The organism is Variovorax sp. LjRoot84 (assembly GCF_964254305.1).
Lineage (GTDB): Bacteria > Pseudomonadota > Gammaproteobacteria > Burkholderiales > Burkholderiaceae_C > Variovorax.
The window spans coordinates 1,442,705-1,455,645 of sequence record NZ_CAXUTE020000002.1 but is presented as its reverse complement, the minus strand read 5'-3'; the positions used below and the strand labels follow the sequence as shown (position 1 = coordinate 1,455,645).

Annotated in this window: 11 protein-coding genes and 1 pseudogene; 4 read left to right on the top strand and 8 right to left on the bottom strand. The window is 66.8% G+C overall.

Translation table 11 applies throughout. The features are described 5' to 3' along the window. Positions 1-113 precede the first annotated feature (113 nt). Genes ACSQ9I_RS37785 through ACSQ9I_RS37775 form a run of 3 tightly spaced genes read left to right on the top strand, consistent with a single transcriptional unit; the run spans position 114 to position 2,410 of the window. Entirely contained in the window at positions 114-863 is a 750-nt protein-coding gene (locus ACSQ9I_RS37785; protein WP_436317040.1) for a glucose 1-dehydrogenase, read from the top strand. A gap of 49 nt (positions 864-912) precedes the next feature. After that, positions 913-1,449 carry a carboxymuconolactone decarboxylase family protein gene (locus ACSQ9I_RS37780; protein ID WP_436317039.1) on the top strand — a complete coding sequence of 179 codons (537 nt, stop codon included), beginning with the start codon at positions 913-915 and terminating at the stop codon, positions 1,447-1,449. Between the two features lie 22 nt (positions 1,450-1,471). Then, positions 1,472-2,410, top strand: coding sequence for a DMT family transporter (locus tag ACSQ9I_RS37775; protein WP_436317038.1), 939 nt, complete (start codon positions 1,472-1,474; stop codon positions 2,408-2,410). A gap of 34 nt (positions 2,411-2,444) precedes the next feature. Here ACSQ9I_RS37775 and ACSQ9I_RS37770 read toward each other — a convergent pair. Continuing rightward, a pseudogene (locus ACSQ9I_RS37770) lies at positions 2,445-2,862 on the bottom strand (tyrosine-type recombinase/integrase); the annotation flags it as partial. A gap of 381 nt (positions 2,863-3,243) precedes the next feature. Between ACSQ9I_RS37770 and ACSQ9I_RS37765 the strand changes: the two are divergent. Further along, positions 3,244-3,699 (top strand): nucleotidyltransferase family protein, encoded by a 456-nt coding sequence (locus ACSQ9I_RS37765; RefSeq protein ID WP_436317037.1) that lies wholly within the window; start codon positions 3,244-3,246, stop codon positions 3,697-3,699. 303 nt (positions 3,700-4,002) lie between these two features. Here ACSQ9I_RS37765 and ACSQ9I_RS37760 read toward each other — a convergent pair whose 3' ends face one another. From ACSQ9I_RS37760 to ACSQ9I_RS37730, 7 genes are all read right to left on the bottom strand, one after another. Next, positions 4,003-4,215 carry a hypothetical protein gene (locus tag ACSQ9I_RS37760; RefSeq protein ID WP_436317036.1) on the bottom strand — a complete coding sequence of 71 codons (213 nt, stop codon included), beginning with the start codon at positions 4,213-4,215 and terminating at the stop codon, positions 4,003-4,005. A 128-nt stretch (positions 4,216-4,343) separates the two neighbouring features. Beyond that, complete coding sequence (locus ACSQ9I_RS37755; RefSeq protein WP_436317035.1) at positions 4,344-5,837, bottom strand: alkaline phosphatase family protein; 1,494 nt, start codon at positions 5,835-5,837, stop codon at positions 4,344-4,346. 18 nt (positions 5,838-5,855) lie between these two features. Then, entirely contained in the window at positions 5,856-7,010 is a 1,155-nt protein-coding gene (locus ACSQ9I_RS37750) for a PstS family phosphate ABC transporter substrate-binding protein (RefSeq protein ID WP_436317034.1), read from the bottom strand. Positions 7,011-7,066: 56 nt separating this feature from the next. Next, positions 7,067-8,098, bottom strand: a complete 1,032-nt coding sequence (locus ACSQ9I_RS37745) for a substrate-binding domain-containing protein (RefSeq protein WP_436317033.1) — start codon at positions 8,096-8,098, stop codon at positions 7,067-7,069. 32 nt (positions 8,099-8,130) lie between these two features. Continuing rightward, the gene (locus tag ACSQ9I_RS37740; RefSeq protein WP_436317032.1) at positions 8,131-11,043 is read right to left on the bottom strand and encodes a TonB-dependent siderophore receptor; all 2,913 of its coding nucleotides are present in this window, start codon (positions 11,041-11,043) and stop codon (positions 8,131-8,133) included. 118 nt (positions 11,044-11,161) lie between these two features. Continuing rightward, entirely contained in the window at positions 11,162-12,268 is a 1,107-nt protein-coding gene (locus ACSQ9I_RS37735) for an ABC transporter substrate-binding protein (protein WP_436317031.1), read from the bottom strand. Next, positions 12,265-12,936 carry an efflux RND transporter periplasmic adaptor subunit gene (locus ACSQ9I_RS37730; RefSeq protein ID WP_436317030.1) on the bottom strand — a complete coding sequence of 224 codons (672 nt, stop codon included), beginning with the start codon at positions 12,934-12,936 and terminating at the stop codon, positions 12,265-12,267. Before ACSQ9I_RS37730 ends, ACSQ9I_RS37735 begins: the two co-directional genes overlap by 4 nt. Between the last annotated feature and the right edge of the window lie 5 nt (positions 12,937-12,941).

Sequence of the window (12,941 nt, the reverse complement as noted above, 5' to 3'; positions counted from 1 at the left end):
TATTTATGCCTAGTGGGAATCAATCATATGAGCGAAACCCCACTGAATCAAACGATCGGAATCAATCACAGTGAGGCCATCGCAACCCAGTACCCCTTGAAAGGAGCTTCACCATGAACCTGCCCGTCGTCCTCATTACCGGCGCGCTCACCGGCATCGGCCGCGCCACCGCTCTTGCCTTCGCCCGCGAAGGCCATCGCATCGCCGTCAGCGGCCGGCGCGACGAAGCCGGCCAGGCGCTGGCCGCCGAGCTGCGTGCGCTCGGCGCCGAAGCCGAGTTCATCCGCGCCGACGTGCGCTTCGAAGGCGAGGTGCGCAGCCTGGTCGAGCAGGTCGTCGAGCGTTTCGGCCGTCTGGACGTTGCAGTGAACAACGCCGGCACCGAGGGCCAGCTCGGCCCAATCACCGAGCAGTCAACCGACAACTACGACAGCATCTTCTCGACCAACGTGCTGGGCACGCTGCTCTCGCTCAAGCACGAGATGCGAGTGATGCTGGCGCAGGGCGCGGGCGCGATCGTCAACCTCTCCTCGATCGCGGGGCAGGTGGGCATCGCCGGTGCCTCCGTCTACGCGGCCAGCAAGCATGCGGTCGAGGGACTGACCAAGAGCGCGGCGCTCGAGGGCGCGGCGGCGGGCGTGCGCGTCAACGCGGTCGCGCCCGGCCCCGTGGCTACCGAGATGCTCGAGCGCTTCGTTGGCGGCGACCAGCAGGCCAAGGAGGGCTTCCTCGCCACGATGCCGGCGCGCCGCGCCGCGAGCGCGGACGAGATCGCCCAGACCATCGTGTTCCTCGGCAGCGACAAGGCGCGCTACCTCACGGGGCAAAGCCTGGCCGTCGATGGCGGCTACACGGCGCAGTGATGCGCTTTTCCTCACCCCACCCTTGTCTGAAACCTGAAGGAGAACCCTCATGACCACCGCCATCAATGTCCCGACCCGCGACGACGTGTCCCCCGCCAACCAGGCGATCTTCGACCAGCTCAAGAAGAACCTCGGCAAGGTGCCCAACCTCTATGCGACCTTCGCGCACTCCGAGCACGCGCTGGGCGCCTACCTCGCGTTGCAGAACGCCAAGAGCAGCATCACCGGCAAGGCGCGCGAGGTGGTGAACCTCGTCGTCAGCGAGGTCAACGCCTGCGAATACTGCCTGGCCGCGCACACCGTGATCGGCAGGATGCATGGCTTCAACGACGAGCAGATCCTCGAGATCCGCAGTGGCACGGCGGGCTTCGACCCCAAGCTCGATGCTCTGACTCGGCTCGCGAAGAACATTGCGCTCGAGCGTGGCCACGCCGACCCCGCGTTGGTGGATGCCTTCTTCGCCGCGGGCTGGGACAAGGGTCACCTCGTCGACACGATCGTCGCGATCGGCGACAAGACGGTCACAAACTTCCTGCACGGCACGACGCGCGTACCGGTGGACTTCCCGGCTGCGCCGCAGCTCTGAGCCAGGACAGAGGGAGCGCACCATGAACGCCTGCAATCCGGCCGTGCCCGCCACCGCGTCGACGGACGACTTCAGACGGCTCGTCCAGGGCATCGCCGTAGGCCTGCTGGCCGCGAGCATCGGTGCGCTCTATACGGTCTACGCCCGATGGGGCATCGCGCGGGGCCTGCAGTCGCAGGACCTGACCGCCCTGCGCTTCGGCGTGGCCGGCCTCGTCACGCTGCCGATCCTGGTGCTGGTCTGGCGCCGGAACCGGCAGCAACTCAGCGGCCACTGGAAACTGTGGGCCCTGATCTCGCTGCTGGCGGGCACGCCCTTCGGCCTGCTGATGTTCGGCGCGCTGCAGTTTGCACCGGCGAGCCATGCGGCCGTGTTCCCGTTCTCGGCCATGAGCCTGATGGGCATGGTGCTCGGTGCGCTGGTGCTGAAGGAGCGGATCACGCCGCGGCGCGCCGCCGGCATCGCGGCTGTCCTCGTCGGGCTGCTGCTCGTCTCGGGGCTTGATGTCTCCAGCTTCACCGCCCGCACGCTCGTCGGTGATGCGATGTTCATCGCGGCCGGCACGCTGTGGGCCGGGTTCGGCATCGTGCTGCGCAAGCATCGGCTGGACCCGCTGCTGGCCACCGCGGTGATCTCCTTCTCGTCCCTGGTCACCTATGTGCCCTTCTATTTCCTCGCCGTCGGTCCGACGCGACTGCTCGCGGCCAGTTCCGAGGTGTTCTGGACGGAGGTGCTGGTCCAGGGGCTCATCGCCGGCGCCGGCACGCTGTTCACCTATGCACGCATGGTCTCCTTGCTCGGACCTGCCCGTGCCTCCATCTTCCCGGCGCTGGCACCCGGCCTGGCAGCGCTGATGGCCTGGCCCGTGCTCGACCACTTTCCAAGCGCCGTGGAAGCGCTGGGCCTAGCAGTCGTGATGGCGGGGCTCGCCTGGGCGGTGACGGGAGCGACCCGCCGCTAAGGCGGTGATCGCCTGCCACACGCGATAGCTGGCGACGCAGTCCGGTACCGTAGGCGATGGACAGCGCGGTCTGGTACTTGAGGTTGGACGCCGCCGCGATCAGGCGCACGGCCTCGTCGCGGCTGAGCACGACCGGCAGCTTCTGCGGAACACGCACATAGCTCATCCTGGTCATTGCGTCGTCGCGCCCGAGCGTGACCTCGAAGAAGAACCGCAGGGCGGTGATGGTCGCGTTAATCGTGATGGCCGAGACGCCGCGGTCGACCATGTGTGCAACTGGAAGCGCCGCAGATCCTCCACGGTGGCTGTATCGTGCGAGCGTTGGAGAAAGGCTGCGAGGTAGCGCACCGCGCGGACGTAACTGGCCTGGGTTTGGGTCTGAGCTTGCGCATGCGCATGTCATCGAGCATGCGTTGGCGCAAAGGCGAGATGGCTTGGGTGGAAGCGGTCATGGTGGCGCTCCTGTCAAAGGACGAGGCCGATTGCCTCGCTCCTCAACATAGACAGGGGCGCAACGTTTGCCATGTGCCGCAGCCTTCGCGGCGGGCCACCGCGCTAGCGGTTTAGTCCTCGGGCCTCAAGCTCCCCGGACGCGGACGGTTTTCGCGGGTTTCAGGAGCGTGTGCGCACTGACCATGCGGCAGGCAACAATCGGCCAAAAGCCGACGGTCGCGGACAGCTTCTGCCTTCGCCACAAACCATGAACCTCCACTCTCAGCCTGAACTCGGGGCACGGCTTGTCGCCATGGTGCGCTCGTCGAGCAGCTTGATGGCGGCATTGAGGGTGGTGCGCTCACTTGGTTTGAACTCTTGGTGCATCGGCGCCCGGCGCCGTGCGTTCGCTCGTGTGGGACGCGCTCCATGGCTATGAACGGCCTTCAGCGATTGAAGACGTCGACGTCGTCTACTTCGACGACGCGGCAGACGGTCCCGGGCAGGACGCGGACCTTGAACGTCGCCTCCGCGAGGCGATGCCGGCGTTGCGTTGGGAGGTCACGAACCAAGCCACGGTCCACGACTGGTTCGCCAACAATTTCGGGCAGGTGGTACCGCCGGTCCGGTCCCTCGAAGAAGGCGTGGGCACCTGGCCGGAGTTCGCCACATGCGTGGGCGTCAACCTGAATGATGAGGAATCGATTGGGGTCGTGGCTCCACACGGGCTCGACGACCTGTTCGAGCTGCTCGTTCGGCACAACCCGCTCAGAGCGAGCGCCGCTACGTACCGCCAGCGAGTGCAATCAAAGCGGTTCGGCGAGCGGTGGCCGTTGCTTTCGATAGAAGAATGCTGAAAGCAGAATTCGCCCAACAGCCGTCACCGGCCAACACCGGTCGCTCGTGCCCGCCGTCCAGTTCGCGAACACCCTACTAAATTGACGGTAGCGCAGCCAAAACAGTGGACGCGGGGCTTGGACGCGAGCAGCGGCGAGCCCGTGATCGCGTTGCCTACATCATGCGCCCACTCGAAGGCCATTTGTAACGAGATCAGTGCCATAACGAACAGCACGACACCGCGTGGTGAGGTTCAAGATCGGGTCTCCGCGCAGGTTGGCGCTTGGGCGATCGCGCGCAGCGGTCGCATCGAGGGGCTGCGTTCAATGGAGCGTCAGCGGGCGCACGACGGGAGGCGAGAACTCGCGACCCACCATGGCCCGAGCAAAGAAGTAGTTATTGCGTGCGGCCTCGCTCGCACGGTCCAGATCGAGGCGACCGCTCTGGTCGCAGGGGAAGGCGAAGCCCCGGCCTGGCTTGAACAGGGACTCGAAGCGCACTTCATATTCGCTTTGCTCACGCGTCATCTGCAGCATGTCCGTCTCCTTGATGGGCCTAGGACGAATCGGTGTCCTGGTGAGGCAGACATTAAGGGGCCCGCCTCAACGCCGGCTGAAGCTCAACTGAAATCCAGTTCAGGTTGTCTCTTGGGTCTGGAGGGATCTCAACGCCTGGAGCCGAAGCCGGGCAGTAGCGGCGTGCCTTCCGCTTGCACCGCCCGAAGCGCCTTCGGATCGAGTCCAAGCGCGGCGAGAACCGTCGGCGCGACCTGGCTCACCTGGACCGGCGCCCTGTTGACCGTGGGCCTCGCACCAGGGAACGACACCAGCAGCGGCACGTTCGTGTCCTCGTCCAGCATTCCGCCGTGCTCGGCCAGCAGCCCCTTGGCAGCTTCGCCGTCCGCATTGTCCGTGTAGAACGCGCCGAGCACGGGCTGGATCAGGATGTCGGGCGTGCGCGAATCCCGGGCCGGCAGCAGCAGCTCGAGCTGCTCGCCGGCGTAGATCTTCAGGATGCCCGCTTCGTCGGCCTTCGCGCGCAGCGCCGCCACGACCTCGTTCGTGCGGCTTCGATCCTTGAGATACACGAGACCGATCGCGTCCAGCGACGCTTGGGCGAGCAAGCCCGGCGCGACGCTGTTCACCGCATTGCGGATCACGTTGCGATCGATCACGCGGCGCTGCTTGATGTCGATTGGCGACTGGCCGTGCTTCGCGGTCAGCACGATGAGCGTCGAGTCGAAACGCTTCTGCGACTTGAGCTCGCCGACGATGCGCCCAACGGACTCGTCGACGAAGTCGAGCGTCTTCTTCAGCGATTCGCTTGGCGACGCATCGCCATCCTTGTAGCCGTGCGACTTCTGGACGGCACCGAAGCTGATGAATCCCATGCCGAACACGGCGGGCATCCCGACGCGACGGGTGCCGGTGCTTTCCAATCCGCGAATCTGGTTGAGCAGCAGATCGACGCGCCGCGCATCCTGGCCCATGAAGCCCTCCAGCGTCTGCGGAACGCCCTTGCGCTCGAGTGCGCGGCTGTCATCGAGGCCCTTGCCCGAGGGGCCGTTGAGCAGGTCGTTGTACATCTCGTGCTGGTCGATCCATGCGGTGCGCCGGCCCGCCGCCTTCACGACCTCGAACATCGTGTTGACGCGCACGAGCTGATGCGGATAGACCGGCGTGCAGCCCTTGGAAGCATCGCGAGGCAGCTTGGCCGGATCGATGCCGCCACCCGAGTCCTCGCGCTTCATGTCCTTGACCCATTTCTCGTCGACGTAGTACACCGAGCCCCGCGTGCTGCAGTCGGAGCCGGCCGGCGACAGGTCGCGATCGTAGAACGGGCTGTAGATCACGCCGGCCCCGGCACTCGAGCCGCCAGTGGCGAGCGTCAGCAGGCCCGGCGTCGAATCGCCGAGCAGCGGCTGGCGTGCGTTGGTGTAGGTGATCGCGCGCTGCCCGAGCTGCTCCAGGTGCGACCCCGGGTTGTTCTTGACGTAGAGCGCCAGGTCGATGGCGTGCGCGCCGTCGATGCTGATCAGCAGGGCGTGCTTCGCGAGCGCCGGTGCGGAAGCCGATGTCCTTTGTGCGGCGGCGGGGCCGGCCGTCGCCAGCATGAACGCGGATGCGAGGGCTAGGGCGAAGAGTCGGAGTGTCTGCATGACGGGTCCTCGGGTCGATCAGTGGTCAAGCAATGCGCGGCTGCCCTGCACCTGCCACGCACGCAAGGGGATGTAGCTCGCGTGGTCGAGCGCGACCTGCTGTCCTTCGCGGCTCAGAATGAAGCGCAGGAATTCGTCGAGCGCCGGCGTCAGCGGCTTGCCGGGGGCCTTGTTGGTGTTGAAGTAGATCAGGCGGCTGAGCGGATAGCTGGCGAGCGCGACGTTCTCGTAGGTCGGCGCCTGAGGCGGGTCGCCCGGATTGGCAACGACTGGAAGCATTCGCACCGGCGCATCGATATACGCGATGCCGGAATAGCCGACGCCGTAGCGGTCGCCGGCCACGTTTTTGGCCATCGGGAAGACCACCTTTTCAAACTGGATGTCGTCGCGCCATTCGCCGCGCTTGTCGCCCTTGCTCATCACGCGCTGGCGCACGAACTCCTCGAAGCCGTTCCATGGCTTGATGCCGTACAGCTTGACCGGCTTGTCGGCCCATTCGCCGGTGAGCCCGAGATCGCCCCAGGTCGTGATCGCCTTGCCGCCACGATGCCGGGTGGTCGAGTACATCGCATCGATCTGGTCGAAGCTGATCTTCTCGATCGGGTTGTCCTTGTGGACGAAGAAACCTACCGCGTCGAGCGCGCCGTAGTGGCGATAGGAGCCACCCACGACCGGGACGGTGAGCGGGTCGTACCCGAACTTCGCCTTGAAGTTCACGATGTCGTCGGGCTTGAGTTCGCGCGACACGAACACGAAGTCGAGGTTCTCCTTCACCAGCTCGTTCGCGCCATAGCTGCCCGCGAACGGCGGCGCGATGCTCAGCGTGACGCCTGGGTGGTAAGTCTTGAACTTCTCGAACCATTTCTGCACCAGACCGGTCAGCACGTCGGACGATGCGCCCTTGAACGTGCCGGTCAACTTCTCCTTTCGGGGCTGATAGGCGGGAAGCGCCTTGTCGAGCGCCGGCTGTAGGACTTCGGGCGCCGGCAACTGGCGCCCGCGCTTCCTGCTGGCGTCGGCCTGCTCGGGCGTCTGCGGCGCGTTCGTCGGCAGGGCCGGGATGACCCACTCGACCATCGGACGGGTATCGGCGGGCTGTGCAAATGATGCTGCCGCGACAATGCAGGCAGCGACCGACAGCATCGTTTGTCTTGCATAAAGCAATGCATTCATGGGGGAGTCTCCTTGTAGGTCAACAACGACTTCTGCAGACGAGCGCGATGCGCACGCTATTCAACCTTGGCGCGCTGCGCCGCCGCGTCCTTCGCCGACATCGGCAGATAGCCTTGCGGCGAAGCGGCAATCGCCTGCTGACCCTCTCGCGAGAGCGCGAAACGAACGAACTCACGCGCGAGCGGCGTGACCGGCTGCGGCACGTAGATCAGCAGGTGCCGATCGAGCGGGTAACGGCCGGCGACGATGTCCTCGCAAGTCGGCGCGACGGCTTCGGCCCCCGCCGCCGCGGCGATCGGAACGGCGCGCACTGCCGGGGTTGCGCGCATGGCTGCCGCAAAGCCGATCGCCGAGGGGTCCGACGCGACCTTCTCGACGAGCTCGGCGGATTGCGGCACGCCGACCATGCGGGGGCCGAAGTCCGTGTGAGGCATCACCATCTGCTGCAGCTCGAAGGCCAATGCGGTGTCCGGCTGCATGCCATAGGCGTTCAGGCCGCGGCCGGCCCATGCTCCTTGGAGACCGAGCTCGCTCCAGCGTGCGGCGTCGCCCGAGAAGACCTTCGCGACCTGCGCCAGCGTGAGGAAACGAATGGGGTTGTCGCGGTGCACGAAGACCGCGAGCGGGCCGCTCAGCGCCCGGGCGTCCAGCGACGCGTGCGCGATACGGACAGCGATGGGTTCGCTGCGCGCGATCGCCAGGTATTCCTCGAGCTGCTGCGGCGTGAACAGCGCGCCCATCGGCGCGAACGCGGACACGCCGCGGGCCAGCGCGGCCGGTGCGAAACGCGTGCCGGGAAGATCGAGCCTGAAGCGGATGTTCCGATGCGTTGCGCTGAACGACGCGGTGAGCGACTCCAGCATCTCGCGCATGTCGTTGTAGCCGACCACCGCGACGGCGCCGTCCGGATCGAAGTAGCGCGCCCCGGGCGCCAACTCGACCGCGCGCGGCTCGTAGGCCGGCAGCGCCGGATCGATGCGTTCCGCAGGCGAGCCGGCGCACACGCCATCGGAGGGCGGCGCCGCCTGCGCCGCACTGCCGAGGAACAGGCAAAGCACGACGGCGGGGACGCAGAGCTTGGGTTTCATGACCTGGGTTCGTCGCGAGGCGCCTGACGCGCTTAGAAATTGATCTTCGCGTTGAACCTGAGCGCGCGGTCCATGCCGATGCCGTAGGTCCCGTCGGCCACCGAATTCCAGTAGCGCTTGTTGGTCAGGTTGTCGATGCTGAGGCTGAACGACGTCGGGCGGCCGCCGATGCGCGTCGCGTAGCTCAGGCCAGCGTCGTAGAGCGTGGTGCCGGGGAGATAGCCCTGGTTCTGCGCATTCAACGGCCGCTTGGTAATGATCTTCACCCCGGCCCTCACCGTCAGGCCCGGGACCGCCGCCACCCGGTAGGCCACGCCGAAATTCGCATTCCACTTTGGCGTGTTCTCGGGCACCTTGCCGTCGATAAGCGGCTGGCCCGGCGCGTCCTGCTTCGCGTTCAGCCGCAGCACCGCCGCATTGACCTTCCAGTCGCGATTGATCTCGTAGCTGGCCGTCGCCTCGATGCCCTTGTACGAGAGGTTGCCGTTGTAGCCGAAGATGCCGGTCGCCGGATCCGTCACGGCGTTGGCGCGGATGATGTCGAAGTACGAGACGCTGAGCTGCAGGCCCTTGAAGTAGGAGTCGCGGATGCCGATTTCCTTCTGCTTCGAAATCGCCGGCGGCAGGATCTCGTTCGCGTTCGCCGCGTTCGCGGGCGCCGTGGCGCCCGCTTCGAGACCTTCCATGTAGCTCGCAAACAGCGTCGTGGTCGGCCGGATGTCGTACAGCACACCGTAAGCGGGCGAGGTGTGGTACGTCTTCGTCTCGGTGCTGCCGAAGACCTCCTTGTCCTGCACCCTGCGCACGCCAAGCAGCATCTTCAGCTTGTCCGTGACCCCGATTGTGTCGTAGCCATAGAGTCCGGTGTCGGTGCTGCTTTGCATCGGCCTCGGGACCGACGGCCCGATTAGCGGCGGATTGAGCCGGATCGGGTTGTAGATGTTCTGCCTTTGCGCCAGCGTGATGGTGGCGCTCTGCGAGGTGCTCGACTCGCGTTCGCTGCTCGACAGGCCGAGGGTCAGGTCGTGGGTGAGCCCCCAGGTCCTGAACTTCCCGAGCACCTCGGTGCGCCAGAACGTGTTGGTGTAGTCGTTGTCGATCGGCTGCACCGTCACGATGCCGCCGGCGCCGGTGAGGATGTTGTAGTTGCGAATGCGCACCGTGTTGCGGTGGCGCTCCGACTGGGACTGCCCGCCCTGGAGCAGCACCTTCCAGTCGTCGTTCAGGACGTAGTCGGCCCGCCCCTGGATGTTCGTGGTCCTGGGCGTGTAGAGGTTCCAGGTGCCGGACAGCAGGTTTCTCGGACTGGGAACCGGCGTGAGCGGAATGACCCCATTCACGGGCGACAGCAGCGCGATGCCTGCCTGCTCGGGCACGTCGCGCCGGTAGTGCTCGAAGTCGCCCTGCAAGGTCAGGCGCGGCGTGACCCGCACGTCCACGCCGACACTGGCGAAGGATCCGTGCCCGCCCATGTCCCGCACCCCGTTCTCGAGGTGCGTCGCCGACGCATTGACCCGCACGCCGACCTGCTCGTCGGTGCCGAAGCGTCGTCCGAGATCCAGGGAAGCCCCGTACTGGCCGAAGGAATTGCCGGCAGCGCCTACGCTGGTGATGTCACGCGGGCCCGCGCGCTTGGTCACGAAATTGATGATGCCGGCCGGGCTGGCCACCCCGAACATCAACGCGTTCGCGCCTTTCAGCGTCTCCACGCGTTCCTTGTTCTCGGTCGGGTTCGTGATCACGCCAGCGACCGGCAGGCCGCCGTCGAGCCGGTAGTTGGAGAACAGGTTGAGCTTGATGCCGCGGATCGCGAAGGCGTCGTTGGCGCTGCCGGCCGAGTTCGTCGCCTGTACGCCGGCCTGGTTCTTGATGGCCTCTGAATAGCCCTCCTGGGTCTGCCCGATCGCCTGTCCCGAAGCGACCTCCTTGGTCATCGGAAGATTCTGCTTGTTGCCAAGCTCCTGCTTGTTGTACTCCTCGATCGCCTCGGGCTCCTTCGCCATCCCGGTGGCCGGGTACGGGCCTTCGAGCTGGCCCGCGCTCGCGATGCGTTGCCCCATCTCGGCGGCAATCATCGCGGCGCGGCGTTGCAGCGCCTCCTGGCTCGCCGCCGCGCCGAGCGGGAACACGACCCCCAGGGCGCCGACGATGGCGCCGGAAGCATCCTTGACCGGGACCTTGACCTCGAAGCGCGCACCGCGTTCATCGGCCTTGCCGTAGGGCTGCCCGCTGCGAATCACCGCCAGGTCGCCCTCGTCGGCGGGCCGGCCGATGCGGCCGATGTTCGATGCGACGATCGGGTAGTCGGTGCCGGTCCTCGGCGTGCGCGCGTGCAGCGCGATCACCTCGATGCCGGGATGTCGACGCAGCAGGTCGTCGACGAGGAACTGCGCGTAGCTGCGCAGCGGGATGCGCGGGTCGAGCTGCGCCGGCTCCATCAGGCTGCCGGCGCCAAAGATGCGGCGGCTCATCTCGTCGCGGTACTGCCCGGCCTTTTTGACGAGCGCATCCGGGTCGGTCTCGGGCGGGTACGGGAAAGTGAACGCCACACTCCCGATGGTCTGCCGGAAGATGTCGAACAGCTGCACCTGAACGTCCACGTTGCCGTCGCCGCGGCGGTTGATCTCGATGCGCGGCTCGCCGCTCCTGAACACCGCGATCGCGGCGTCGTCGTCGGGACGGCCGATGCGCGCGGGCGACTTCGCCGCGACAATGGCGCCCTGCGTCGCACCGGCGGGCGTTACATGCAGGTCGATCTCGATCAGCTCCGGGTGCATCGCGGCCGTGCTCTCGACCAGCGTCTGCGCGTAGCTGGCGGCGCCGGATGGCGCCGCCTGCCCGACGCCGGGCGGTTGCGGCGCCCGCGACCCATCGGTCTGCGCCTGCGCCAGGGGGAAGGCGGCGATCATCGCCAGCGCCAATGCCGTTTTTTTCGTGCTTCCCATCCTCGTCTCCTACGTCCTTTCTGGAGCGTGGGCGGCCGCACTGAAGGCAGCCTGCCTCGCTCATGAACAAATTTTGAGCTTTCTTTCCGCTGCGCGGGACCCCCGCGGGGGCTGCACTTCAGCGCCCGGCTTCCGCCAGTGCACCCTTCCAGTTCGCGATGAAGGCACGCTGCTGTTTCTCGTCGAGCGCGGCGGCGATCTTCGGATCGATGGGGATCGGCCGTGCAGCCGAGCCGATGCGCTCGCGAAGCTTGGCCGCGGTGTATTCGGCATCGACGTCGTTGCGCACCGCGAACAGCTCGATGGCGTCGCCGATGATCTTCTGGCCGCGCTGCGACAGCAGGTAGTCGGCCCACAGCTTGGCGGCGTTCGGATGCTTCGCGTGCTTGCTGATGAACATCACGCGCGACAGCACCAGCGTGTAGTCGCGCGGCAGCACGACGCCGAGCGACGGCAGCTCCTTCTTGCTGCGCACCAGCGCGTAGGCGCCCATGATGTTGTAGCCGAGCAGGTACTCGCCGGAGTTCACCTTGGAGAGCATCTCGCCGGTCCCGCCGCCCTCCTGCACCCGGGCGCGGCCCAGCGCCTGCAGCAAGGCCGGCAGCCGCTGTCCCTGTGCCTCGTCCTGCACGGCGAACAGGTAGCCCACCCCCGCCTTGGCGATGTCGAACATCGCGACCTTGCCGGCGAACTTGTCGGCGCGCTCGGTGAGCAACTTGGCGAGCGCGGCGCGATCGCGCGGCACTTCGTCCTCGGCAACCTGCGTCTTGTTGTAGACGAACACCACCGGCTCGAAGGTCGTGCCCCAGGCCTGGTCGCGCCAGCGCGCCCACGCGGGCAGATGCGAGGCCTCCGGCGAGGCGTACGACGCGGCGTGGCCGTCGCGCACCAGCATCATCTGCAGGTCCATCGCCGAACTCCACATCACGTCGGCCGACGGCTTGCCCAACTTGAGCTCGCCGAGGAAGCGCTCGGTGATCTCGTTGGAGCCGCTGTTGCCGTCGTACTCGACCTCGATGCTCGGGTACAGCGCCCTGAAGCCCTCGACGAGCGGCGTCGCGGCCTTGTTGCCGAGCACGCTGTAGACGACCACCTTGCCCTCCTTGCGGGCGGCCTCCACGACCTTGGCGTAGCTGGCCGGATAGCCGGCGGGCACCTGGGCGAATGCGCCGATGGCGCAGGCGGCCAGCGTGATGGCGGTTGCGATCGAATGCAGCAGTTTCATCGTGGTCTCGTGGTGGTGTCGGCGCAGGTTACGGAAGCCGGCTGAAACAATCCTGTACCCCGCCTGAATTTGCATTCAGGACCGCGGGCGAGCGCCTGCGCAGCGCCGCCCGCTGGCGCCACGATGCGCGACCGCTGCACCGCGATGCGTGCGGAGCGAACCTCGGCCTCGGCCGCCGCCAGCACCGCCTTGAGCGACTCGACCTTGCCGGCCGCCGTGTCGATCGCGCTCGGCGAGACGAAGTTGGCCCGCCCCAGCTCGACGGCGCGGCGGTGCTCGCGCAGGGCCTCCTGCGCCTGCGCATGGGCGTTGGCCGCGACGGCCTGCACGCGCGCGAGCTGGGCCTCGGCCTCGCTGGCGTCCAACGTGAACAGCAACTGCCCGGCACGCAGCTCGTCGCCCTCGCGGAAGTGCACCTGCAGCACGGCGCCGCTCATCTGCGCGCGGATGTCGACCTGCGCGAGCGGCGTCACGTGGCCCTCGGTCGCGATGCGGATCGGCAGATCGGTCCGCTGCGCCGGCGTGACGGCGACGAGCGGATCGGGCCTGGCCTGCAACGAAGGCGCGGCGGCGTTCGGCTCGGAGGCGGCACGATACGCGAGCGCTGCGGCACCCGAGGCCAGTAGCAAGGCCACTACCGGCGTCACGAGCTTGCGTGCGGAGATCATCTCTT

Coding starts and splice junctions, on each gene's coding strand:
- ACSQ9I_RS37760 (WP_436317036.1), bottom strand. CDS start 4,215: ATGCTGCAGATGACGCGTGAGCAAAGCGAATATGAAGTGCGCTTCGAG.
- ACSQ9I_RS37745 (WP_436317033.1), bottom strand. CDS start 8,098: ATGAAACCCAAGCTCTGCGTCCCCGCCGTCGTGCTTTGCCTGTTCCTC.
- ACSQ9I_RS37740 (WP_436317032.1), bottom strand. CDS start 11,043: ATGGGAAGCACGAAAAAAACGGCATTGGCGCTGGCGATGATCGCCGCC.
- ACSQ9I_RS37735 (WP_436317031.1), bottom strand. CDS start 12,268: ATGAAACTGCTGCATTCGATCGCAACCGCCATCACGCTGGCCGCCTGC.
- ACSQ9I_RS37780 (WP_436317039.1), top strand. CDS start 913: ATGACCACCGCCATCAATGTCCCGACCCGCGACGACGTGTCCCCCGCC.
- ACSQ9I_RS37775 (WP_436317038.1), top strand. CDS start 1,472: ATGAACGCCTGCAATCCGGCCGTGCCCGCCACCGCGTCGACGGACGAC.
- ACSQ9I_RS37785 (WP_436317040.1), top strand. CDS start 114: ATGAACCTGCCCGTCGTCCTCATTACCGGCGCGCTCACCGGCATCGGC.
- ACSQ9I_RS37730 (WP_436317030.1), bottom strand. CDS start 12,936: ATGATCTCCGCACGCAAGCTCGTGACGCCGGTAGTGGCCTTGCTACTG.
- ACSQ9I_RS37750 (WP_436317034.1), bottom strand. CDS start 7,010: ATGAATGCATTGCTTTATGCAAGACAAACGATGCTGTCGGTCGCTGCC.
- ACSQ9I_RS37755 (WP_436317035.1), bottom strand. CDS start 5,837: ATGCAGACACTCCGACTCTTCGCCCTAGCCCTCGCATCCGCGTTCATG.